This window comes from Mobilicoccus pelagius NBRC 104925, from assembly GCF_000247995.1.
Classification (GTDB): Bacteria; Actinomycetota; Actinomycetes; order Actinomycetales; family Dermatophilaceae; genus Mobilicoccus; species Mobilicoccus pelagius.
In genome coordinates this window covers 24,064-46,848 of sequence record NZ_BAFE01000056.1, presented here as the reverse complement: position 1 = coordinate 46,848, position 22,785 = coordinate 24,064, and the positions used below count along the sequence as shown (strand labels likewise).

The following is a 22,785-nucleotide window of genomic DNA, read 5'->3' as shown; positions in this document are numbered from 1 at the left end:
GGGGGTTGATGGTGAGCGGTACCCGTCTCAGGCCTGGCGGCATGGTGCGGGGTCTCGGCAACCTCCTCGGCGCGCGGGCTTTCGGCATCGTGTTCACCCTCGCCCAGGTCAAGATCTCGACGAACTACCTAGGGCCGCAGGGCTACGGCGTGCTCAGTGCCGCGCTCGTCTTCATCGGCACCTTTGAAGCCTTCACCGAGCTCGGGATCGGCACGATCGTCGTGCGCCGTGTGGCTGGGGGTGCGGATCTGCATCGCACTGTCGGCATCGCGCAGGCACTGTCGCTCGCGTTCAGCGGTGTCCTCATAGCTGCTGCACTCCTGTTCGGTTGGCTGGGGTACCGGGGGACGGGTGCTTTCGAGGGCATCGCGATCCTGTCGACGGGCCTGATCGGCACAGCCTGGGCTGCGACGTACAACTCCGTAGCGCAGACGCGTGATGACTTCGCGGGTATCTCCTGGGCCGACATCTCGGGCCGGGTGATCTCGCTCCTCGTCGTCCTGGTGGCCGTCTACTTCCGGTGGGGGATCACGGCGTTCTTCGTGGCACAGCTCGCCGCGCCACTGCTGCGCGGTGGAATCTCCCACTGGTGGGGACGCAGGCACGGACCGTTCCGCCCTCATTTCGACCTGCCGGAGATGAAGTCCCTCCTCGTGGAGGCGCTGCCGCTCACCTACATCACGATCATCGCGGGTCTGTACTTCCAGATCGCAGGGGTCATGGTGGCCCAGCTCAGCACGCTGGTGCAGGCGGGTGCCTACAACTTCGCCTATCGGATCGCTATGAACGTCAGCGTAATCGGCATGGCGATCAGTTCGGTCCTGGTGGCGCGCTACGCGTCGGCGGCCGCCGAGTCCGAAGAGAAATATCGCCGGGTCCTCCGTCTGTCCATGAGCCTGGTCCTGACGCTCGTGCTCCCCATCGCCTTCCTGCTCTGGCCGTTCAACCCGGACATCATCCGCCTACTGGGTTCCGAGGAGTTCGTCGAGCTGTCCAACACCCCCCTCATCCTGTTGTGGGTCTCGACAGCGGCTTCCATGATGGGGACCATCGTGTCGACGGCACTCGTGGCTGGCCACACTCAGCGCTTCCTTGCGGTGCTCAACACGTCCACGCTGCTGATGAACATCGCATTGAACGCCCTCGTCATCCCGCGCTGGCAGGCGACCGGGGCTGCAGCGGCCCTCATCGTCACCGAGCTGGTCGGGATGACCCTGGCTCTGGTGCGACTGGGCCGCCGCAGCCCCGGTTTCTGGCCCTGGCGTGATCTGTGTTGTCTTGTGGGTTGTCTTGCCATGGCTTTGTTGGTCGAATACTTGACCGCCCCATACCTCTTCTGGGTGCTGCGAGGACTGCTGGTAGCAGGGGTGTTCTTCTCAGGCGCCTGCCTGGCTCGAGTGATCACGCTCACGCGGGTTCGGGAACTGTCCGAAGGCTCTTTATCTTCCTGAGCCAAGGAATCGCGTGCCAGCTGGCTTGCCCAACGCGACTGCCACACTGTTCGGCAGAGGGTGTGCAACGGTCGGGGCCGTAGTGGCCACTATGGAGTCGAGGGAACCGCTTAGGTCGATGACGTTCCGACCCGCGAAAGATATTCCGGTTCGTTCCTGGCCATTGACCCTAAAGAAGTCAGCCAAGTTGGTGTGCGCGTAAGGGTCTGTGCCGGGCCGGCTCCAGGCGGAGAGCCAGCGTGGGGCGCCCTGCGATTGAGGAGCGTAGACGTTGCCGTCAGTCGAGATGCGCTGTCGTGTGGCATCCAAGACTCTGTCGAAATCCTCTACGCCCAGGGTCATGAGGCCCTTATCGCCACCAATTAGAACGTTGTTGCGAATGGATATATCCGAGATCACCCAGGTCATGGCGGCGTCCTTGGGGTGGCGTGCGTCCAGCGCTGAGGGGTTGTTTGTTGGTCGGCGTCCGTCTTGACTGACCTCAAGGGCGCGGTAAGCTCCCTGTAGTGTATTGTTCCAGGCGGCCACGTCGTTAGAGTTACGGATGGCAAGAGCATCATATCCGCTTCTAAGGATCGTGTTCCCTGCCACCAAAGCCTTACTGGATAGTTCGATCATGACGCCGGACCCTGCATTATCGAATAGCTCATTGCTGAGTACCGCCATGTCGAAGACGGACTCGTCGAACCAAATGCCTATCCCGTCGTTCTGTGATATCTTTGAGTCACGTACTGTAACACCTCTCGACCTGCAGATCTTGACCCCACCGGCGACGGGCGCGTGATTGAAGTGTTCAATGTTATTGCGTGTTACGAGGACGCGGTCGAGAGTGAGGTCGTCCGCCTCGCTGGCCTGAATCCCGATCATGCCGTGGCTGCTAATAGTGCTAGACCGGATGGTGCTGCCAGCTGCAAAAATGCCAACGCCCGCAGTGGAGCCATCAAGAACCGTCATGTTGTCGAGCGTCATGCGCGGGAAGAATGCGGTGACAGCGCCGAAGTCTGGTACGGATGGGACGTAACGTCGAATCCCGAAGCCCCGCAGGATGGTGCCTGGGGCTCGCAGCGAGAACGCTGACGGGAGCACTCCTGCCTCCACCCGGTTCCCCGAAGGATTGGTCCCGAGGACGAGCCGCTTGGAAGTGGTGTCCACGTAGAACGTGCCGGGCCCTACCTGCGCGCGTGAACCCACCTGGTGCTGCGGAACGTCGTCGATCCATACCTGGTCGGGGTGTGCGGCCATGGGGTGGGCTTTGGAAACGAAACGCCAATCAGGCTGAGTGTTGTCCGGAGCGCCGCGAGTGTAGGTCGGGCTGGAGTCCAGGATGGTGTCCCAAGGCGCGGACCACGCTCCACCAACGGGAGAAAAGCCATTGACGCGTCGGGATCCATCGAACCAGACGGCCTCGCCGGGATAGGGCTGAATGGTCACCGGCTTGCCGGGTGGGATGAGCACGCTCTCGTGGTAGGTCCCGGCCCGAAGGATGATGGTCCCACCTGTAGGGAGCTTGGCGAGAGCGCCCGTCACCGTACGAAGAGGAGCACTACTTGTGCCGGCCGCGCTGTCCATACCCTTCGGAGACACGAAGAGGGCACCCGACGGGATGGGGTAGGCCGAGGACCCGACCGGCGCCGCGCCCGCGGCGGGCGGTGCCTGCGGCACTGGGGCCGGACTGGGCGTGGGTGTGCGCGTGGGTGCGGGGGTGGGTGTTGGTGTAGGGCTCGGGGACGCACCGCATGCCGCCAAGTCGCCTGCGGTGCGAACACGGATGGCGGAGATGATTGCATTGTTGACCTTGGCGCTGAACGCGAGGTCTAGCCGGCCGTCGGTGACGGGGATGCGAAAGGTGTGCTCGATGGCTCGGTTTTGGCCAACCGTGCGGTAGATGTCCAGATCGGAGACGAGAGTCCTGTTCTCGGCTCGTACGGAGAACACGCGTCGGCCTGGTGCATTGAAGTACTTCTCTCGTGCACGCAACGTGACGTCGTAGCACGCCGAGGGCACGTCGATGTTCCAGGCGGTCATGCCGTAACGCTCATATACGAACAACTGCGGGTCTGGTGTCCCAGCTACGGGACGGGAATTGACCGCAGAGAGCGCGCCGCCGACGAACCTTCCTGCGGGGGCCCAAGTGGCCCCCTGAGAATCGCGTACGGCGCTCGGAGCAGCGGACATCCTGATGTCGACAGGTGCGACAGCCTGGGCAGGGGACGGGAAAGCGACGGTGCTGAGCACAGACAGGTAAACAAACGCCGTGATGGCACGGCGGAACGACTGAGACAACGGAGACCTCCGGGTGGCAGGAGGAGGGGTGCCACCCCTATCGACCCGCGCCCCGGGATCTGCAGCATCTGTCTCAGAATGCGCCGATCTGTGGACCCGCGGGCAACTGGCCAGCCTCTCGGACGTCCTGCGGAATCGGCTGCGGCACCGGATAGGTCATCGGCTTCGAGTGGAGCTGCTCAACGCTGTGCACGTCCTGATGATGCGCTGCGCTGAAGTCACGCACAGAGGTGTAGACGTTTGGGTCCTGCCCCGGGCGGGTCCATACCTGGGTCCATCGGGCGGCTGGGCTTGCTGCACGCCGATAAACGTTGGTGTCCAAGCGCATTCCGAGGTCGTCCGCATCCAGTGATCGGGTGAAGTCCTCCACCGCCAGTTCGGCATCGCCCGTGCTCGCACCGAGGATGCTGTTGGCAACAGTCGAACGACCGATACGCCATGTCATGGGCGGAATGCGAGGGTCGGACGAGACCCGCGGTGCGCCGGAGGAGCCTGGGGTTCGGCCGTCCTGCACATAGTCAACCGCGCGCCTGTTCGTGAGAGAGGTGATGTTCCATACATCCACCTGGTCACTGTTCTGCACTCTGAGACCGCTGCCGTCGTTGCCTGTGAGTCGGCACCCCACGAGCTTCACGCGCGACGAGAGCTCGACCAGGACGCCGTGGAGCGAGTTGCCTCGTGCGGACAGGCGGTAGAGGGTGGCGTCTCCGACAGACTCGTCCAACCATAGGCCGACGCCCAGGTTGCGATCGATGCTGGCGTCGCGGATCTGCAGGGGGGCGGTCTCCGTGATCTTGATGCCCCCGGCGTTAGGGGCCATGTTGAATCCGAGAGTGTTGTTGTGGGAGAAGTGGCCACCAAGGATCCTCAGGCCGAAGGCTCTGTGCGCCTGCACCCCGAGCATTCCGGAGCGCTGTACGGTCACATTTTCCAGGGTGACGTTCTCCCCTTGCACGCTTACCCCGGTGGTGGATGAGTCGACGACGGCCACGCTCGTCAGTCGGTCACCCCGTCCACCCAGGACCACCGCACCGAAGTCGGGCACGGAGGGGACGTAACGCCTGATCCCGATGCCCTCGATCCTCGTGCCAGGCGCATCGACCACGAGGGCGTGGGTGAGGGTGCCGATGCGAACGTCGTGACCATCAGGATCGTCGCCCACGAGTAGGTCCCTGCCGTCCACGGCGAACGTGCCCGGGCCGACGCCGTCCCTCGCGCCAACCTGGCGAAGCGGTCGGCCATCGAGCCAGACCTGTGAGGGATCAGCAGCCAGCGGATAATCGGGGGAGACGAAGCGCCAGCCTTCCTTCCGGTTGTCCGGAGCTCCCCGGGTGTAAGTCGGTGAGCGGTCGAGATCCGGGGCCTGGTCAGGAAGTCGCCAGTGGGAGCCTTCGGACTTGATCTCTTGGATTGGGACAGACCCGTCCATCCACACGGTGGCGCCAGCTTCTGCGCGAATCGTGAGATTCGGGGTATCGGCGATGTGGACGAGCTCGTGGTAGACGCCCGAGGCGAGGACGATAGTCCCACCGGGATGAGCGACGGCCACCGCTTCGGCGAGGGTAGAAAATGGACGCTGTTGCGTACCGTCGCCTGCCAGGTCCGAACGCGCGTCGACGAAGATGGATCCCTTCGGCGGCGTCTCAGCAGGCCCCCGGGGCACAACAGCGGAGGGAGCGGGTTGGGTCGGATCAGCTCCTGAGCTGGGTTGCGGAAGCATCGGTAATCCCCTGAGGAAATATACGGCGCCCAGGGCCACGAAGAGGATGCTGAGAGCTACGGCGGCAGCGCGCCGGTGGAGGCGGAGGCTCATGACCGCAGCTGGGTGTTCGATGGCGCTGCGTCGCCGGGCACCGGGGCTTGACGATCCACCGCCGGTGCTCCGGCAGCCACAGGTCCGACCAGAGCGAGAAGCAGGAAGACGAGCAGCCGGATTTGCGGAAATCCGAAGATATCGAGGATGGCGCTGCACAGGAGGAGCGCCGCCAGACTGCCGGCGAGCCCGCCTGCCAACTCGCGATCCGCGCTCGGCAGCGCGGGTGCGCGGTGCAGGAGCCACCACCCGGGCACGCACAGCAGGAGGACGAACGCGAGCATCAGGGGTACCCCTTGCTCAACGGCGAAGCCGAGCAACTGGTTGTCCAGCGTCCGCCCGCCAAGGGCACCATGGCTGCTCACCCCACGCCCGGCCCAGAAGTGCTGTCGGATGACCGTGAAGGCCTGCTGCCGGGCGAATTGGCGGCTGTAGAGAGAGGAGTCCGTCGCACTAGAAAGGCTAAAGAGGTCGGCGTACGCGGCAAACCGGCCGGGCGCCGCCACGACGAGACAGCCCAGGCCCAACAAGGCCGCCAAGACCGTGTTGCCGATGGTTCTGCGGGGCCAGCGAAGACTCATGACCATGATCGCCAGTGCCAAGCCGACCGTCGCGCTGCGGGACAACGTCGAGAGAGAGCCGAGAGCCAGCGCCCCAGCGCAGCCCCACCACACGGCCCTTTCACGACCTCTCGCGGAACGGGCCAGGGAGATCGCGAGGGGTGTCAGCACGGTGGCAATGACCCCGGCCTCCAGCGGGTGCCCTGCCATGCCTTGTGGGCGGATGAATCCGCCGCGTTCGTTCTCCACGCCTTGCAGGGCATCGGTGGCCTGTAGCAGAGGAAGCTTGAGTGCAACCGACACCTCGGTTCCGACCAGGGAGGTGATCACGAGCAGGAGCCCATAAAGGGCGCCGCAAGCGACCAAGATGCGAACGAATGTTCGGTAGCGTTGTCGTGGCGCGAGAACCCCGCCCAAAGCAAGAGTGAAGATGACCTCCGCGATGTTCTGCGCATACCCCACGTTGGCAAGTAGGGACAACTGAGGAAGCCCCCGACAGGACCAGACCAGATAGGACCAGGTCACCAGAATCGTCCACGGCAGCAGCAGCTTGGGCACCGGCCCTAGATGAGCCGAGGGGGGAAGCATGTTTGCGGCGTAACCGGCTATGGCAAACGCGACGAACATGACGGCGACGACCAGCCCAATCCCGCTGCCCAGGCCAGTGCGAGGAACCACCCACGATTGGCGCTGCAAGAGAAGCGCGAGCGGCAGGGCATATGCGAGAACGAGCAGAATGTCGAAGCTGCCGGGGCGCGATGCCGCCTGTGCGTGGTGGGTAGGTGGACGGCGCACCGCCATCACACCCGGTCGGGCCGATCGTTGTGCGTCCAACCATGGGGCTCGCGGCGTCGGCGTTGCAGGGCATCCCAGACCAACAATGCGGTCAGCCCGGTCAACCCGCCGAGAATCGCACCCACGCCAGCGGAGCGAACCTTGGGCCGTGTGGAGACGCTCGGTGTCTGGGTATACGGCATGTTCACGATCGAAACGCTCGCGTCTGCTTTGCCGGCAGCAAGGAGATTCCGGAGGAACCGCGCGTTCATGGCTCGCGATTCGTTCAGTGCAGCTGATGCCTGCTCGGACGAATCGGCCGTCACCGAGGTGGTGATGAGTGGGATTGCTGCGGGGGGACTGACTACTGCATTGGTCGACGTCACCACTGCACCATCGAACTCGCCCGCGCGAGAGGCGGTGTTCTGGACAAGCATTGCCCCGATCATGCCCAACTCGAAGCTGCCGGTGGTCGTCACCACCTTGCCGTCGGCAGACTCTTGGGACGATCGCAGGGCCTGGGCGGCGGTCAACGTGTAGGCAGGTGTCGTGTTCACCCAGCCGAGAATCCCCAGCAGGAGCGACACCAGGACGATGACGACAAGTACCCCCTTGCGCTCCCTGAGCCGCGAGAAAAGACTCCACAGATCCATCAGAACGATGCCCCCGTATTCTCTATCGTCTCTGATTTCATTGACCGGCCGAGGGGCCAGCAGTCACGGGAGAGGAACTTTTCCTACCGTTGACGCCCCGTGGCACCTGGGGCACGTCCAGCGTCGGAGTGTTGCCGTATCGCCACGGCGAGCGTGGGGACCGACGGCCCGTGTACAGACCCCTCTGGGACCCACCCGCCGCGAGCATCAAGCACAGGCGCGCATAACGCTCCGCTACATCGTCCCACTGATACAGGAGACGAGCGCGTTCCCGTAGTGCCTGTCCGGTTTCCTCCGCGCGAGACGGGTCCGCCTCGGCCCGGTCGATCGCCGCAGCGATGCCTGTGGCGTCGGCTGCGAACTCTGCATCTGGCCCGGCGACCTCGCGGTTGAACACGACGTCGTAGGCGATGGTGTGCGCCCCGGCGCCCATCGCGCGAAGCAAGGAGGGGTTTGTTCCGCCGACGGAGTGGCCGTGAAGGTAGGCGAGGGAGTTCGCGTACAGCTGGTCGAGGAGGTCCTGGTCCCACACGCCGCCGACGAGACGGATCTTGTCGGACTTGGCCGCCAGCTGCTGCAGTTGCTCGTTGTACCCGTCGCTGTAGGGCGTGGACCCCACGACGATGAGCGGGTGACGCGCGTTGCTCGCGAGGTAGCCCTCCATCATGAGGTGGACGTGGTTCTCGGGCTCGAAACGCGCTACGACGAGGTGGTACTCGTGCGGCGTCAGACCGAGTTCACCCAGCTTGTCGGATCCAGGCTCCACGATGGGCGCACCGTAGGCGATGCCCTCGGTGACCGCGCCGAATTCGTCCTGGTAGTAGCACTGGATCCCGTAGGCGTCCGCGATGAGAGCGTCCGCCCATCGCACGGAGAGCGATTCCGCGATGCGGTAGTACCGCTGACCGGCGGGGCCCCACTTGGACCGTCGCCACTCGAGGCCGTCGACGTGGACCGCTGTCGGCGTGCCCTTCAGACGAAGAAGGGGAAGGATGGGGGAGTTCGCCGCATTGCACAGCACGTACGCGTCGTAACGCGGCTGGAACAGCAGGTGGAGCGATGTGAAGAACGTGTGGCTCAGGGTCTCGAGCGCCGACTTCTTGATCGCCGGCAGATGGACCAGCTTCATGCCCAGGTGTTCCCGCGGCTCCACGGCCTCGCCGGAGTTCCCGGTGCGGCAGTAGACGGTGACGTCATGACCGGCCTCGACCAGCCGCTTCCCCACCTCTTCGACGGCGGTCTCGAACCCGCCGTATCTCGCCGGCACGCCCCTGGTGCCGAGCAGGGCAATGCGCAGTGCGCCGTTCGGTGCGCGTCGGCGTCGGCGCTTCGGCATGACCCGCAGCATGATGGCTCCTCAAAACCTCGGCGGTCGTGTTGTCCCCGACGCCGCCTCACACGGCCCCCCATGAATTGGGCAGGCGTCCTGAACGAGCGTACTCGATCGGCCGCGAGCAGACCGAAAGGCCCCGTGTGCAATTCGGATGCATTTCGGCCACAACACATCTGCGCGACTGAGGCGTGGGCCACCGTTCGCTTACGCGAGCATCCTGCGCAGCCTCTCGGAGGCATGCGGGACGTCGAAACCGGCTGCGGTGATCTTGGCCAGGTCGAGCGCGCTGTGCGTGGGTCGCGGTGCCATGTCCTTGCCGGCGCCGTACTCCTCGGTGCTCACGCGCGTGACGTCGTCGCGGGATCGGCCGCGCAGCTCGTACACGTCGGCGGCGATGTCGGCCCACGTCTGCACGGGGCCGGAGTTCGTGAGGTTGTACGTGCCGTACTCGGCGCCGGCGGCGAGAAGGTGGGCGATGCCGGCGGCGAGGTCCTGCGTGAACGTGAGCCGCCCGTACTGGTCGTCGACGACCGACGGGCTGACGCCCTTGTCGGCGAGTGCGGCCATCGTCGCGACGAAGTTCCTGCCCTCGCCGACGACCCAGCTGGTGCGCACGATGTAGTGCTTTCCCCATGACGCGACGAGCGCGTCGCCGGCGGCCTTCGTCTGTCCGTAGACGCCGAGGGGGCTGAACGGCTCGTCCTCGTCATGCTCCTCGGCCGTGCCGTCGAACACGTAATCGCTGCTCACGTGGACGAGGCGGCACGAGTGTCGGCGGGCCAGATCGACGAGCGCACCGACACCGGCCACGTTGGCAGCCCACGCCTCGCGACGTCCCTCGGGCGTCTCGGCCGCGTCGACAGCGGTGTAGGCGGCGGCGTTGACGATCGTGTCGATCCCGTCGAGGTCGATGCCCGACAGGGAGGCGGGCTCGGTGAGGTCGGCCTCAGCGCGGGTGAGGAACACCGCGTCGGGCAGGGCCCCGCGCAGGGCCCGCCCGAGCTGCCCGCTCGCGCCGAGAACCACGGCCCGGCCGGGCGTGAACGGGGTCGCGTCGGCGAGCGCCGGGTGCGCCTTGTCGGCGTCCGAGAGGATCGCCTTCTCGAGCGGGATGGGCCACGGGATGGCCAGCTCCGGGTCGCCGAGCTGCACGAACGTGTACCGCTCCTTGGCGGCGGGGCTCCAGTGGTCGTTGACGAGGTAGGAGTAGGCCGTCGCCGGCTCGAGCGTCTGGTAGGCGTTGCCCACCCCGCGGGGCACGAACACGGCCCGCTCCGGGGTGATCTCGCACGTGACGACGGCGCCGAACGTGTCGCCGGCTCGCAGGTCGACCCACGCTCCGAACACCCGCCCGGTGGCGACGGACACGAACTTGTCCCACGGCTCGGCGTGCACCCCCCGCGTGACGCCGACCTCGTCGTTGAACGACACGTTCTGCTGCACCGGGCCGAAGTCCGGCAGGCCCAGCCCCGTCATCTTGGCCCGCTGCCAGTTCTCCTTGAACCATCCGCGGTTGTCGCCGTGGACGGGCAGGTCGACGACGAGCAGGCCCGGGATGTCGGTCGTGTGCACGGCGAGGTCGGTCACGGGGAGGTCTCCTGGAGGCGCGTGGGGGGCGTGTGCGGTGGGAGTGGGTGCGGTCAGGGCCGCGCGGGCGAGGTCACTGACCGGCGGCGCGGTACTTGGCCTCGGTCGCGGCCTTCTGCGGGCGCCACCACGCCTCGTTGGCGCGGTACCACTCGATCGTGTCGGCGAGGCCGGAGCAGAAGTCGGAGAACCGCGGCTCCCAGCCCAGCTCCGTGCGCAGGCGGGTCGAGTCGATGGCGTAGCGCAGGTCGTGGCCGGCGCGGTCGTTGACATGGTCGTAGGCGTCACGCGGCTGCCCCATGAGCTCGAGGATGAGCTCGACGACGTCCTTGTTGTTCTGCTCGCCGTCGGCGCCGATGAGGTACGTCTCGCCGATGCTTCCCCGCTCGATGATGCGCAGGACGGCGGCGTTGTGGTCGTCGACGTGGATCCAGTCGCGAACGTTCTGGCCGGCGCCGTAGAGCTTGGGCCGGTCACCGTCGAGGACGTTGGTGATCTGGCGGGGGATGAACTTCTCGACGTGCTGGAACGGGCCGTAGTTGTTCGAGCAGTTGGAGAGCGTGGCCTGCACCCCGAACGAGCGCACCCAGGCGCGGACGAGCAGGTCGGAGCCCGCCTTCGTCGAGGAGTACGGGCTGGACGGGTTGTACGGCGTGGACTCGGTGAACCGCGCCGGGTCGTCGAGCTCCAGGTCGCCGTAGACCTCGTCGGTCGAGATGTGGTGGTACCGCTTCTCGTACCGCCGCACCGCTTCGAGGAGCTCGTACGTGCCGATGAGGTTGGTGCGCACGAAGGGGGAGGGGTCGCGCAGCGAGTTGTCGTTGTGGGACTCGGCCGCGAAGTGCACGACGACGTCGTGGCCCGCCACGAGACCGTCGACCAGCCCCGCGTCGGCGACGTCGCCCTGCACGAGGTGGACGCGGCTCTGCGGGAGTCCCTCGAGGGTGCGCGGGTCGCCCGCGTACGTGAGCTTGTCGAGGACCGTCACCTCGTCGTCGGTGTGCTCCACGACGTGCCGGACGAAATTGGAACCGATGAAGCCGGCGCCGCCGGTCACGAGCATTCTCGACATGGGTTCATCGTACGGGCGTCCAAGAGCGGGCCGGACGATCCACGGGACGGCCTGCGGATCGGGCAGACTGGCCACCATGCGCGGGATCATCCTCGCCGGCGGGACCGGCTCACGACTCCACCCCATCACCCAGGGCATCAGCAAGCAGCTCGTCCCGGTCTACGACAAGCCGATGATCTACTACCCGCTCACCACTCTGATCCTCTCGGGGATCCGCGAGGTGCTCGTCATCACGACCCCGCACGAGGCGGCCGGGTTCGAGCGACTCCTCGGGGACGGGTCGCAGTTCGGCATCTCCATCACCTACGCCCAGCAGCCGTTGCCGGACGGCCTCGCCCAGGCGTTCACGATCGGCGCGGACTTCATCGGCAACGAGGAGGTCTGTCTCGTCCTCGGCGACAACGTCTTCTACGGCCAGGGCCTGGGCACGCAGCTCGCCCGGATGCGCGGGCTGACGGGCGGCATGATCTTCGCGTACTGGGTCGCCGACCCCACCGCGTACGGCGTCGTCGAGTTCGACGCCGGGGGAAAGGTGCTGGGCATCGAGGAGAAGCCCCAGCACCCGAAGTCCAACTACGCCGTGCCGGGCCTCTACTACTACGACAACGACGTCGTCGAGATCGCGCGCGGTCTCCGGCCGTCGGCACGTGGGGAGTACGAGATCACGGACGTCAACAAGGCCTACCTCGACCGTGGGACCCTGCGCGTCGAGGTGCTGCCGCGGGGCACGGCCTGGCTCGACACCGGCACGTTCGACGCCCTCAACGACGCCGGCAATTTCGTCCGCACCATGCAGGCCCGGCAGGGCCTCCAGGTCGGCTGCCCCGAGGAGGCCGCCTGGCGCATGGGGTTCCTCGACGACGAGGGACTCCTGACCCGCGCCGACGCCCTGGCCAAGTCCGGCTACGGCGACTACCTGCGCGGCTTGGTCCCCGACGGTCGCTGAGTCCGCGGCTTCCGTCAGCTGTTGGCCAGGATCCCCAGCGACGCCGCGAACGTGAGCAGCTCCGACTCCGCCTCGCTGCAGGCGCCCGCCGCGCGGACCTGCTCGATCCGGTGCGTGAGCGCGTCGTGGTCGACGAACCGATCCGGGCAGGCGGCGGCGTACTCGGCCAGGCGGTCGAACGCGGCGGGGTCGCGTTGCACGAACGACACGTCGACGCGGAACGCGGCCTTTGCGAAACCGAGCCCGGCGAGCGCCGGTCGTCGCTGCGCCAGTCGGGGGAGCAACGCCCGCACCGGGACCTTGCCCTGGTCGATCCGCACGAACTGTGTGACCGGCCGCGCCGACGCCCACTCGGCGACGGGTGCGGCGAGGTAGGGCGGGCGCAGCTCGACGCCCTCCTCCATCCAGGCGTGATCGCCCTGCACGGTGAGCAGGTATGCACCGAGCAGGTTCTCCACGTCGAGCCGGCGCCGTGCCTCCAACGGGTCACCGGTGCCGTCCATCGGCGCGGCCGCGGCGGGCTCGAGCACGGCCTCGCGCAGCGGTGGGCGCAACAGGTCGGCGACGGGACGCAGGATGTCGACGCGTCGCGCGCCGGCACCGGTCGAGAACGCCACCAGGCCGCGCCAGTACGACCGGGCCCACACCGGGCCGCGGTCGGCGCCGAACTCCGGGGCGCCGAACGCGGCCCACGGCAAGCGCTTCGGGTCACCGAACGCCCCGGCCCGCGCGGCCAGGAGTCGGTAGGAGTCGTAGCCGGCGAACAGCTCGTCCGCGCCCTCGCCCGACAGGACCCCGCGGATGCCCCCGCGGGCGGCGCGCCGCGCGAGGGCGGTCATGCCGACAGGTCCCAACCGCACGAGCGGCACGCGCCGCGTCGAGACGTAGTGGGCCAGGGTGTCGACCACCTCGCCCGGAGTGAGCTCGTGCTGGACGAGCCGCATGCCCAGGGCATCGGCCACCTCGCGCTGCCGCTCACCGACCAGGTCGTCACCCTGCAGGCACAGAGCCAGGCCCAGGTCCGCGCCCTCCTCGCGGGCGAACCCGCCGACGATCGTCGAGTCGATGCCGCCGGACAGCAGGCAGGCGACCGTGCCCGTGGAGCGCAACCGCGCCCGCACGGAGTCCCGGACGGCACGCTCCAGCGCGTCGAGCGCGGCCTCGTCGCAGGTGGCGCCGGACCGCGGGTCCCCGATGGGCGGGACCCAGCGGGCGACGCCCAGTACTACGCCGTCGGGGGAGGGGGTGACGGTGACGACGTGCCCCGGAGGCACCTGGTGGACGCCCTCGAACGGGGTGAGTTCCCCCGTGGGCGCCCACTCGGCCAGGATCGCCGTCAGGCCAGCGGGGTTGGCCGTCGCGTCTCCACCCCGGAGGGCCAGGACGGCGCCCAGGTCCGAGCCCGCCGCGACCCCGCCCGGCGTCTGCGCCCAGTACAGCGGCGCGATACCGAACCGGTCGCGCGCGAGCAGCACGGGGCCCTCCGCCGTGCAGCGCGCGACGAGGGCGAACTGCCCGTCGACGCGGCGCAGGAACTCCGGGCCCTGCGCCTGCACGCCGGCGAGGAGCACCTCGACCTCCGAGGCGCCGGGACGTCCGAGGACGTCCTGGAGCTCGACCAGGTTGAACAGCTCCCCGTTGAACGCCGCCACGCCGCCCCGGCCGTCGACGAACGGCTGTTGAGCCGTCCCCTCGTCCCAGTGCCCCAGGCGCGAGGAGACGAGGAGGAGCGACTCGTCACTCCAGCGCGTCACCCCGTCCGGACCCCGCCCCGCGATGGCCGCCGCCGCGGCGTCGACGTCGGCCCCGATGTGCGGGGCGCCGACCAGGGCCGCCACCCCGCACACGTCAGGCCTTCTCGTACAGGGCGCGGATGGTGCTCAGGTTGCGGAAGTCCGAGGCCTCCGCGGCGTCGAACGCCTCCTCGTCCCCACTCGCGTCGATGAGGGTCTCGAGGATCGCAACGATCGACAGCGAGTCGAGGACGCCCGCCTTCGCGAGGTCGTCGGCGCTCTTCACCGTCTCGGCGTCGTGGGCGTAGAACACGTCGTCGAGCAGGTCCTGCTCGACCTCGTTCCAGGTGCGCTTGCTCATGTCTTCTCCTGTGGTTCGTGTCGTGTGGTGTGGTGCCGCGGCGTCAGCGGCCGGTCAGGCCCGTCTCGTCCTCATGGCAGGGACGCAGGCTGCGGGTGCGCTGGTAACGCAGCGTGGCGAGCAGGCCGGTCGCAACCTGGCGCAGGGCGCTCTCGCTCCAGCCCGGCGCGTCGGCCAGGAACGGGGACACGTCGAGCGCGTCCATGCCCTGCGCGTCCGCCGCCAGGGCGAGGCGGCGCAGTACGTCGGCGGGGAGGGCGTAGTAGTAGGTCTCCTGCGTCTGCTTGAGCGCGTACGTGTCCGTCGTCGGCGGGCGGGCGATGATCTCGGCCGGCACCCCGAGCTCCTCGGCGAACGCGTAGACCTGCGGCTTGGACAGGTCTCCGATCGCGCACACGTCGGCGGCGTCGTCGCCGTACTTGACGACGAACCCCGTGTCGAGCTCGTCGCCGTTACTCGCGCCCACGACCGCGAGGTTGTCCTTCTCCGCTTCCGCGTACGCGAACGTCATTCGGGTGCGCTGCTTGCGGTTTTGGTACGCGATGACGGCGCGCAGGTCGTCGACCGACGTCGACAGCGTCTTCGTCGGCTCGCCGTGCCGCGGGCCGATCGAGATGCGGTACACGAGCGTGCCCAGCCGCTTGGCGAGCGACGGCACCGCGTTGACCGCGTAAGCGTCGGTCTCGGGGTCGTATTCAGGCGCGTACTTGCGGATGATCTCGGTGATCTCCGAGATCGGCTGAGACGCCTCGATGGCCGCGCCGATGGGCCGCTCCACGAGACGCACCCCGGCGCTCGCGACCGCCGCGTCGACGAACCCGCGCGTCTCCTCGCCCGTGCTCGCCGCGTCGGGCAGGTACAACGCCGTCACGTTCTCCGGCCCCAACGCCCGCGCACACAGATGCACGACCACGCTCGAGTCGATACCCCCAGAGAGCTGCACGAGGGCACCCTTCTTGCCCAGTGCGCTCACCTGGTCGGCGATCCACGCGCAGCGCGCGTCGACCTGTTCGCTGATGGTCATTTTCCGCTTTCCCCCACTTCCAGTCGTTCGACGATCCTGATGTCACACAACGCCGCCACCGAGCCGATCTCGGCGTGCAGCACCCGGCGCACGGCCCCCTTCGCGACGGACTCCGCGCCCGGCACGATCTGGATCACCGGCACGACGTCCCCGCCGACCCGCGCCGGACGGGCGTCCACACGGACCACGATCGGCGAGAACGCGTCCTCGACGAGACCGCGCACCACCTGGGCGTCGATCTTCGTGCCGGCCACGTTGAGGACGTGATCGGCACGGCCCTCGTGGCGGCGCGACCCGTCGGGGAGTTCGACTCCCCGATCCCGCGTCGCGACGAACTCGAGGCCCGGCCCGTCGAGGACCCGGTCGTACGGAGCCGGGACGTACGAGGTCATGGCGTACGGGGTGCGGGCGTGGAACTCGCCACCGTGCACCTGCAGGTCGACCCCCGGGAGGGGCCTGCCGATGGTGCCCTCGACGAAATCCCCGGCCGGGCCGCTCCACGTCGTGAGTCGGGGCCCGAGCTCGGCCTGCCCGTACATGTTCGTGAGTTCGAGGTGCGGGTATCGCTCCGCCAACGCCCGAGCCGCCGTTCCGGACAATCTCCCTCCGGCCACCAGGACCCGCCGCAGGGAGGTCGGCGGTAGCTCGGCGGAGAGCAGGACCGGCACGTGTTGTGGCAGCACATACACCGCGAGCGGCTCGGTGTCCCTCGGGACCTGCGGCAGGCCCCATTCGGCGTCGAAGAAGGACACCGGAACGCCGGTGATCGCGTGGCTGTGGACGATCGACAGCCCGTAGGCATACCCCGGGGGCGGCAGAGCGACCCAGGTCATCGCGTCTTCATCCAGGCGCAGGCGGTCTGCGATCGCCCGGGCGTGCGCGTCGACGACGTCGCGTCGGTAGACGACGCATTTGGGGCGGCCTGTCGAGCCCGAGGTGTGGAACGCGAGCAACGGCTCACCCGAGGACGTTTCACCCGCGCGGGGTGGGATCGGATCGACCGTGCACGGTGGCCCCCCGAGGTCGGTGACGACCAACGGCTGGGAGGACGCCCGGGCGACATGCGCGGTGACCTCGTCGAGACCGTCGTAGGCGGTGACAGGGCGCACGAGGGCCGAACAGCCCAAGGCGACGGCCGCGAGGTACGCCTCGATCGCCGCAGCGCGTGGGGCGGGGGTCGTCGTGGTGGGGGAGGTCATGACGTCTCCGCGCAGGTGTCGACGCGACGAGGCGCGTCCCCCGGAGCCGTGGAGGCCTCGCCAGTGCGGGCACCGCCACCGGTGGGGGCGGGAGCTCCGAGCCGCTCGATGAGGAGCGAGAGTGTGCGCTCGCGGCTCGCCCGCGAGAACAGGCTGTGGTCGCAGACGGGATCGTGCGTGACTTCGACGTCGACCCCGTGACGTCGCGCGGCGGCCGCCGCACGGCGCCCCCCCCTGCCGCAGAAGATGCGGTACTCCTCGGTGCCGAAGAGCAACGTCACCGTGAGAGGACCCCGAAGGGGCCCGACCAGCATCGACACGAGGTCGAGCGGGACGTCGGGTCGCAACGCCGACCTGACCCGCGGATGGCGGATCGCCATCTCCTTGCTCACCCTCTCCATCGCCGTACGCAACCGCTGCTCGGTCCCCGGACGGCGCGCCTCGAGGCGACCCAACATCGCGGCGGCGAGTCTTCGCGGGTCCCGGCGTCGTCCCGCCGCGCTCCCACGGGTCGGGTCCGCGGCGCCCGGGCCGTCGGCAGACGGCGGGTTCGTCGCGCCCGACGGCGCGTCACCACCGTGGTAATGGCGGTAGAACACCTCGTCGTAGACCTCCTCGCGGGGGTTCCAGTGCACGGGGTTGACGGCGACGACCTCGTCGAAGACGCCCCGCTGGGCTGCCCGCAGCAGGGACCACGCCCCGGCGCACACCCCCACGCCGACGACAGGCAGCCCGTATCGCCGCAGGTGGGCGGCGGGGATGGTGACGTCGTCGACGCATCCGTCGGTGTAGGGGCGTGGCTCCTCGATCTGGGCTGGGCCGGTGTCCTCACCGATGGCCGAGCGGTCGGCCCGGATCGAGACGACGCCCTCCGGTGCCAGGCGCCGGGCCGCGTCCGCCCACAGGCGCCCCGGCCCGGCCTTGACTTCCGAGCCCATGGCGGAGAAGGTCGCGCCGACCCGCATCGGCACCCCCGGGCACGTGGTGACGACGACGGGAAGGTGACCGAGCGTGGTGCGGCGTTCGGTGATCCGTGTCCCGTCCGGGAGCATGAGATCCGCCGTCGTCTCGCCCCGCCACGGGGTCGTGGGTCGCGCCGGCCCACGGTCGAATCCGTCGACGATGCGGTGGACCGAGTCCATCGGCACGTGCGCGAAGTACGGCGCACCGAGCGCGATGCGGAGGGCGGCCCGGCGGTCCTCCTCGAGGAGGACACCCGGGCCGCGGCACGGCGCTCGCAGGGAGGCGAGACTCGCCGCCTGGGCCTCCGTGTAGTGGACCCCTTCGAGTTCGACGCCGTCCTCGACGACCGGGACGTCGACCGAGTCCTGCCGGATGATGCCGTGGTGCCGCAGGAAGCTGCGACCGGAGACGGGCTCCCACGCGACGCGGCTCCCGGGCCCGGCGCCGTTGAGGCCGTCGAGGAGGCAGGCCCCCACGCGCAACCCCACGACGTGGACCGGAAGCTCGCCGCCGACGTGGGCGCGGGCCGCGGCGAGGACCGCCGCGAGATCGGCGGTCCATGCCTCGGAGAGGTCGTCCCCTGGGCGAAGATCCGCCGAATCACCCTCTCCCGAGGGTGAGTACGTGAAGGCGACGAAACCGGCGTCCGCGGCCGCGAGCGCGAGCGCCGTGGTCGTCCGGGTCGCGACGACGGCCTCGCGCCCCACGGGAGGAGAGACGACGAGGGCGCCCACCGTGGGGCCTGCAGGGGCATCGACGCGCACCGCGAGCGCACGTCCCTCCGCCACGACCCAGCCGAGACGTCGTCGGGGCCTCCAATCGCGCCCCTGCGCCGACGGGTGCAGGCCCGTCACGGACCTCGAACCGGGCGTGCCGGGCGGACACGTCCTCGGATGCGTCGCCCGGGCAAGGGTGCGTGGCGCGGTCCGATACGCGACCGGCACAGCGATGCGCCACGACGTCGACGACGTGAAATGAAGAGTCATCCCCGGTCCTTTCCCCTCGATGCGTCCGCGGGGGCGGTCACATCGTCGCCGTGTTCGCCTCACCTCCGGCCCCCGGCCGGGCGATCATGCGGCACCGCCGATGTTAGCAAGCGACCTGGACGGGCGTCCCGAAACGTGCCGGGCCGAACGGAAGCATTCCGGCCGGCCACGGGTTGTCGGAGGTGGGTCCTACGCTTGACCTGCCCAACGGGGTGCACGTGCGTGCCTCGCCGCCGTTCGTCGTGTCCACTCGCCCCGGTCGTCGCCGGTGCGACGGTGCGCGTTTCGGCGGCGATGTCGCCGCCCCCGCCGCGCCCCATCCGTCGTGGTGGGCCGCACCGCCCGCCCCGCCTCGCCCAGGAGTGCCGTTCCATGAGCCTTGCCCGTCTCGTCGACGTCGTGCGTACCGATCCGGCCGTCGCGCGGGCGGTGGAGCTGGCAGGGGAGCACGGGCCGGACTCGGCTCTCGTCGACGTGACGGTCGCGCCCGGGCTGCGGCCGCTGCTGGTCGCGGCGCTCGCGCACGGGCAGGTCGCCCGTTCTGAGAACGCAGGGGGTGCCGGGAAGACGATCCTCGCCGTCACCGCCACCGGTCGTGAGGCCGAGGACCTCGTCAACGGGCTCTCGTGCTTCCTCGACCCGGAGCGGGTCGCCGACTTCCCCAGCTGGGAGACCCTCCCGCACGAACGCCTCAGCCCCCGCAGCGACACCGTCGGTCGCCGCCTCGCCGTCCTCCGTCGCCTCGCCCACCCCGACGACGCCGAACACGGGCCCCTCGACGTCGTCGTCGCGCCCGTCCGTGCCCTCGTCCAGCCGCTCGCGGCCGGGCTCGGCGACCTCGCCCCCGTCTCCGCGAAGGCGGGGGAGGAGTACCCCCTCGAGACCCTCGTCGCCGACCTCGCCGCCGCCGCGTACACCCGCACCGACCTCGTCGAGCGGCGCGGCGAGTTCGCCGTGCGCGGCGGCGTGCTCGACGTGTTCCCGCCCACCGAGCAGCACCCGCTGCGCCTCGAGTTCTTCGGCGACGAGATCGAGGAGATCCGTAGCTTCGCCGTCGCCGACCAGCGCAGCCTCGACGTCGTCGGCTCCGGCCTGTGGGCCCCGCCGTGCCGCGAGCTGCTCCTCACCGACACCGTCCGCGAACGCGCCGCCGCGCTCGCCGAACAACTCCCCGGCGTCTCCGACATGCTCGGCAAGGTCGCCGAGGGCATCGCCGTCGAAGGCATGGAGTCGTTCACCCCCGCCCTCGTCGACGGCATGGAGACCCTCCTCGACGTGCTGCCCGACCGCTCCCACGTCGTGCTCCTCGACCCCGAACGCATCCGCTCCCGCGCGCACGACCTCGTCGCCACCAGCGAGGAGTTCCTCGAGGCCAGCTGGTCCAACGCCGCCGCCGGCAACCACGTGCCCGTCGACCTGCGCGGCATCCTCGACCGCTCCAGCTACCTCACCCTCGCGCAGACCCGCGCCCACGCCCTCACCCACGACCTGCCGTGGTGGACGCTCTCCAGCTTCGCCGCCGCCCCCGAGATCGCCGAGGGCCCCGACGGGCAGGCCCTCCCCGACGTGCCCGTGGCGGGCGCCGACGTCGACGACGCCGTGCTCACCCTCCGCGTCGAGAGCAGCGACGTCGACGGCTACCGCGGCAACTCCGAGAAGGCCGTCGCCGACCTGCGGCGATGGGTCGAGGAGAACCGTCGCGTCGTCGTCGCCACCGAAGGCAAGGGATTCGGTCGACGTCTCGCCGAGCACCTCCTCGAAGCCGAGATGCCCCACCGCCTCTGCACGAACGGGGACGTCGACGACGAGCCCGGCGTCGTCCAGATCGTCGCCGGTCGCCTCGCCCACGGCGCCGTCGCGCCGGGCGCCGACCTCGTGCTCCTCACCGAGGCCGACCTCGTCGGCAACACCGCCGCCGGCGCCGGCGGCTCCACCCGCGACATGCGACGCATGCCGTCCAAGCGTCGGAACCAGGTCGACCCGCTCTCCCTCAAGCCCGGCGACCACGTCGTCCACGAACAGCACGGCGTCGGCCGGTTCGTCGAGATGATGCAGCGCACCGTCCAGGGCGCCACCCGCGAGTACGTCGTCATCGAGTACGCGAGCAGCAAGCGCGGCCAGCCCGGCGACCGCCTCTACGTGCCCACCGACCAGCTCGACCAGATCACCCGGTACGTCGGCGGCGAGGCCCCCACCCTCAACAAGCTCGGCGGCTCCGACTGGAGCAGGACGAAGTCCCGCGCCCGCAAGCACGTCCGCCAGATCGCGGGCGAACTCATCCGCCTCTACAGCGCCCGCATGGCCTCCACCGGCCACGCCTTCGGCCCCGACACCCCGTGGCAACGCGAACTCGAGGACGCCTTCGCCTACGTCGAGACCGCCGACCAGCTCAGCAGCATCGAGGAGGTCAAGGCGGACATGGAGAAGAGCGTGCCCATGGACCGCCTCATCTGTGGCGACGTCGGCTACGGCAAGACCGAGATCGCCGTGCGTGCCGCGTTCAAGGCGATCCAGGACGGCAAGCAGGTCGCCGTCCTCGTGCCCACGACCCTCCTCGTGCAGCAGCACTTCCAGACGTTCTCCGAGCGGTACGCCCAGTTCCCCGTCACGGTCAAGGCACTCTCCCGTTTCCAGGGCGCGAAGGAGACCGAGGCCGTCCTCGACGGGCTCCGCGACGGCAGCGTCGACCTCGTCATCGGCACCCACGCCCTCCTCACCTCCAAGGTCCGGTTCAAGGACCTCGGCCTCGTCATCATCGACGAGGAGCAGCGGTTCGGCGTCGAGCACAAGGAACAGCTCAAGGCGCTGCGCACGAACGTCGACGTCCTCGCGATGTCGGCCACGCCGATCCCGCGCACCCTCGAGATGGCAGTCACCGGCATCCGCGAGATGAGCACCCTCGCGACGCCCCCGGAGGAGCGGCACCCCGTCCTCACGTTCGTCGGCGCCTACGACGAGAAGCAGATCGCCGCCGCCATCCGCCGCGAGCTCCTCCGCGAGGGGCAGCTGTTCTTCGTCCACAACCGGGTGAGCGACATCGAGAAGGTCGCCGCCCGACTGCGCGACCTCGTCCCCGAGGCCCGCGTCGCCACCGCCCACGGCCAGATGGGCGAGCACCGCCTCGAACAGGTCGTCGTCGACTTCTGGGAGAAGCGGTTCGACGTGCTCGTCTGCACGACGATCATCGAGACCGGCCTCGACATCAGCAACGCCAACACCCTCATCCTCGACCGCGCCGACACCTTCGGCCTCTCCCAGCTCCACCAGCTCCGCGGCCGCGTCGGTCGAGGCCGCGAACGGGCGTACGCCTACTTCCTCTACCCCGGCGACAAGCCCCTCAACGACACCGCCCACGACCGCCTCGCCACCATCGCGAGCCACACCGACCTCGGCGCGGGCATGCAGGTCGCGATGAAGGACCTCGAGATCCGCGGCGCCGGCAACCTCCTCGGTGGTGAGCAGTCCGGCCACATCGAGGGCGTCGGGTTCGACCTCTACGTGCGCCTCGTCGGCGAGGCCGTCGCCGACTTCCGCGACGGAGGTGGGGAGTCCCGCCCCACCGAGATCAAGATCGAGCTCCCCGTCGACGCCCACCTCCCACACGACTACGTGCCGGGGGAGCGGCTCCGCCTCGAGGCGTACAAGAAGCTCGCCGCCGTCGAGGACGCCGACGAGCTCGCCGCGATCGAGGCCGAGCTGCGCGACCGCTACGGCGACTTCCCCGAACCGGTGAGCAACCTCATCGAGGTCGCCCGCCTCCGCACCGTCGCCCGCCGCGCGGGTGTCGGCGACATCGGCGTCCAGGGCAACAACGTGCGGTTCGCGCCGCTCGAACTCAGCGAGTCCCAGACGCTGCGCCTCCAGCGCCTCTACAAGGGCTCGCTCGTCAAACCCGCCACCCGCACCGTGCTCGTGCCCCGCCCCAAGACCCGCCCCGTCGGCGGCCAGCCGCTCCGCGACAAGGCCGTGCTCACCTGGGCCGCGCAGGTCCTCGAGAGCGTCGTCCTCGACGCACCGGGGGCTCCGGTGCGCCGCACGAGTGCCTGA

At 69.0% G+C, this 22,785-nt stretch carries 15 protein-coding genes; 3 read left to right on the top strand and 12 right to left on the bottom strand.

Translation table 11 applies throughout. The features are described from left to right. Positions 1–41: 41 nt before the first annotated feature. A complete protein-coding gene (locus tag MOPEL_RS08830) occupies positions 42–1,451 on the top strand; it encodes a flippase (RefSeq protein ID WP_040633715.1) in 1,410 nt (469 codons plus the stop codon). On the opposite strand, the gene MOPEL_RS19085 is transcribed toward MOPEL_RS08830, so the two are convergent. The 7 genes from MOPEL_RS19085 to rfbB all read right to left on the bottom strand — a co-directional run bounded on the left by MOPEL_RS19085 (position 1,440) and on the right by rfbB (position 11,526). Then, positions 1,440–3,626, bottom strand: a complete 2,187-nt coding sequence (locus MOPEL_RS19085; RefSeq protein WP_505758754.1) for a right-handed parallel beta-helix repeat-containing protein — start codon at positions 3,624–3,626, stop codon at positions 1,440–1,442. The genes MOPEL_RS08830 and MOPEL_RS19085 overlap by 12 nt on opposite strands. Before the next feature lie 181 nt (positions 3,627–3,807). Next, positions 3,808–5,283 (bottom strand): right-handed parallel beta-helix repeat-containing protein, encoded by a 1,476-nt coding sequence (locus tag MOPEL_RS08825; RefSeq protein WP_051992269.1) that lies wholly within the window; start codon positions 5,281–5,283, stop codon positions 3,808–3,810. 260 nt (positions 5,284–5,543) lie between these two features. Beyond that, positions 5,544–6,908, bottom strand: a complete 1,365-nt coding sequence (locus MOPEL_RS08820) for an O-antigen ligase family protein (protein ID WP_009482547.1) — start codon at positions 6,906–6,908, stop codon at positions 5,544–5,546. Beyond that, positions 6,908–7,534: a hypothetical protein gene (locus MOPEL_RS08815; protein ID WP_009482546.1), complete on the bottom strand. Its 627-nt coding sequence runs from the start codon at positions 7,532–7,534 to the stop codon at positions 6,908–6,910. Before MOPEL_RS08815 ends, MOPEL_RS08820 begins: the two co-directional genes overlap by 1 nt. A gap of 37 nt (positions 7,535–7,571) precedes the next feature. After that, positions 7,572–8,882 (bottom strand): DUF1972 domain-containing protein, encoded by a 1,311-nt coding sequence (locus MOPEL_RS08810; protein WP_009482545.1) that lies wholly within the window; start codon positions 8,880–8,882, stop codon positions 7,572–7,574. A 189-nt stretch (positions 8,883–9,071) separates the two neighbouring features. Continuing rightward, positions 9,072–10,454: a sugar nucleotide-binding protein gene (locus MOPEL_RS08805; RefSeq protein WP_009482544.1), complete on the bottom strand. Its 1,383-nt coding sequence runs from the start codon at positions 10,452–10,454 to the stop codon at positions 9,072–9,074. 73 nt (positions 10,455–10,527) lie between these two features. Continuing rightward, the gene (gene rfbB / locus MOPEL_RS08800) at positions 10,528–11,526 is read right to left on the bottom strand and encodes a dTDP-glucose 4,6-dehydratase (RefSeq protein ID WP_040633713.1); all 999 of its coding nucleotides are present in this window, start codon (positions 11,524–11,526) and stop codon (positions 10,528–10,530) included. Positions 11,527–11,602: 76 nt separating this feature from the next. Between rfbB and rfbA the strand changes: the two genes are divergently transcribed. Beyond that, on the top strand, positions 11,603–12,472 hold the full coding sequence (gene rfbA, locus MOPEL_RS08795) for a glucose-1-phosphate thymidylyltransferase RfbA (protein ID WP_009482542.1): 870 nt from the start codon (positions 11,603–11,605) through the stop codon (positions 12,470–12,472). A 14-nt stretch (positions 12,473–12,486) separates the two neighbouring features. On the opposite strand, the gene MOPEL_RS08790 is transcribed toward rfbA, so the two are convergent. Genes MOPEL_RS08790 through MOPEL_RS08770 form a run of 5 tightly spaced genes read right to left on the bottom strand, consistent with a single transcriptional unit; the run spans position 12,487 to position 18,540 of the window. Beyond that, positions 12,487–14,310, bottom strand: coding sequence for an asparagine synthetase B family protein (locus MOPEL_RS08790; protein ID WP_040633711.1), 1,824 nt, complete (start codon positions 14,308–14,310; stop codon positions 12,487–12,489). A 10-nt stretch (positions 14,311–14,320) separates the two neighbouring features. Beyond that, complete coding sequence (locus tag MOPEL_RS08785) at positions 14,321–14,566, bottom strand: hypothetical protein (protein ID WP_009482540.1); 246 nt, start codon at positions 14,564–14,566, stop codon at positions 14,321–14,323. A 43-nt stretch (positions 14,567–14,609) separates the two neighbouring features. After that, the gene (nadE, locus tag MOPEL_RS08780) at positions 14,610–15,590 is read right to left on the bottom strand and encodes an NAD(+) synthase (protein ID WP_009482539.1); all 981 of its coding nucleotides are present in this window, start codon (positions 15,588–15,590) and stop codon (positions 14,610–14,612) included. Further along, entirely contained in the window at positions 15,587–16,789 is a 1,203-nt protein-coding gene (locus tag MOPEL_RS08775) for an AMP-binding protein (protein ID WP_009482538.1), read from the bottom strand. Before MOPEL_RS08775 ends, nadE begins: the two co-directional genes overlap by 4 nt. After that, the gene (locus tag MOPEL_RS08770) at positions 16,786–18,540 is read right to left on the bottom strand and encodes a hypothetical protein (RefSeq protein WP_009482537.1); all 1,755 of its coding nucleotides are present in this window, start codon (positions 18,538–18,540) and stop codon (positions 16,786–16,788) included. The genes MOPEL_RS08775 and MOPEL_RS08770 overlap by 4 nt, the downstream gene beginning before the upstream one ends. Positions 18,541–19,110: 570 nt before the next feature. Between MOPEL_RS08770 and mfd the strand changes: the two genes are divergently transcribed. Then, complete coding sequence (gene mfd, locus MOPEL_RS08765) at positions 19,111–22,785, top strand: transcription-repair coupling factor (protein WP_009482536.1); 3,675 nt, start codon at positions 19,111–19,113, stop codon at positions 22,783–22,785.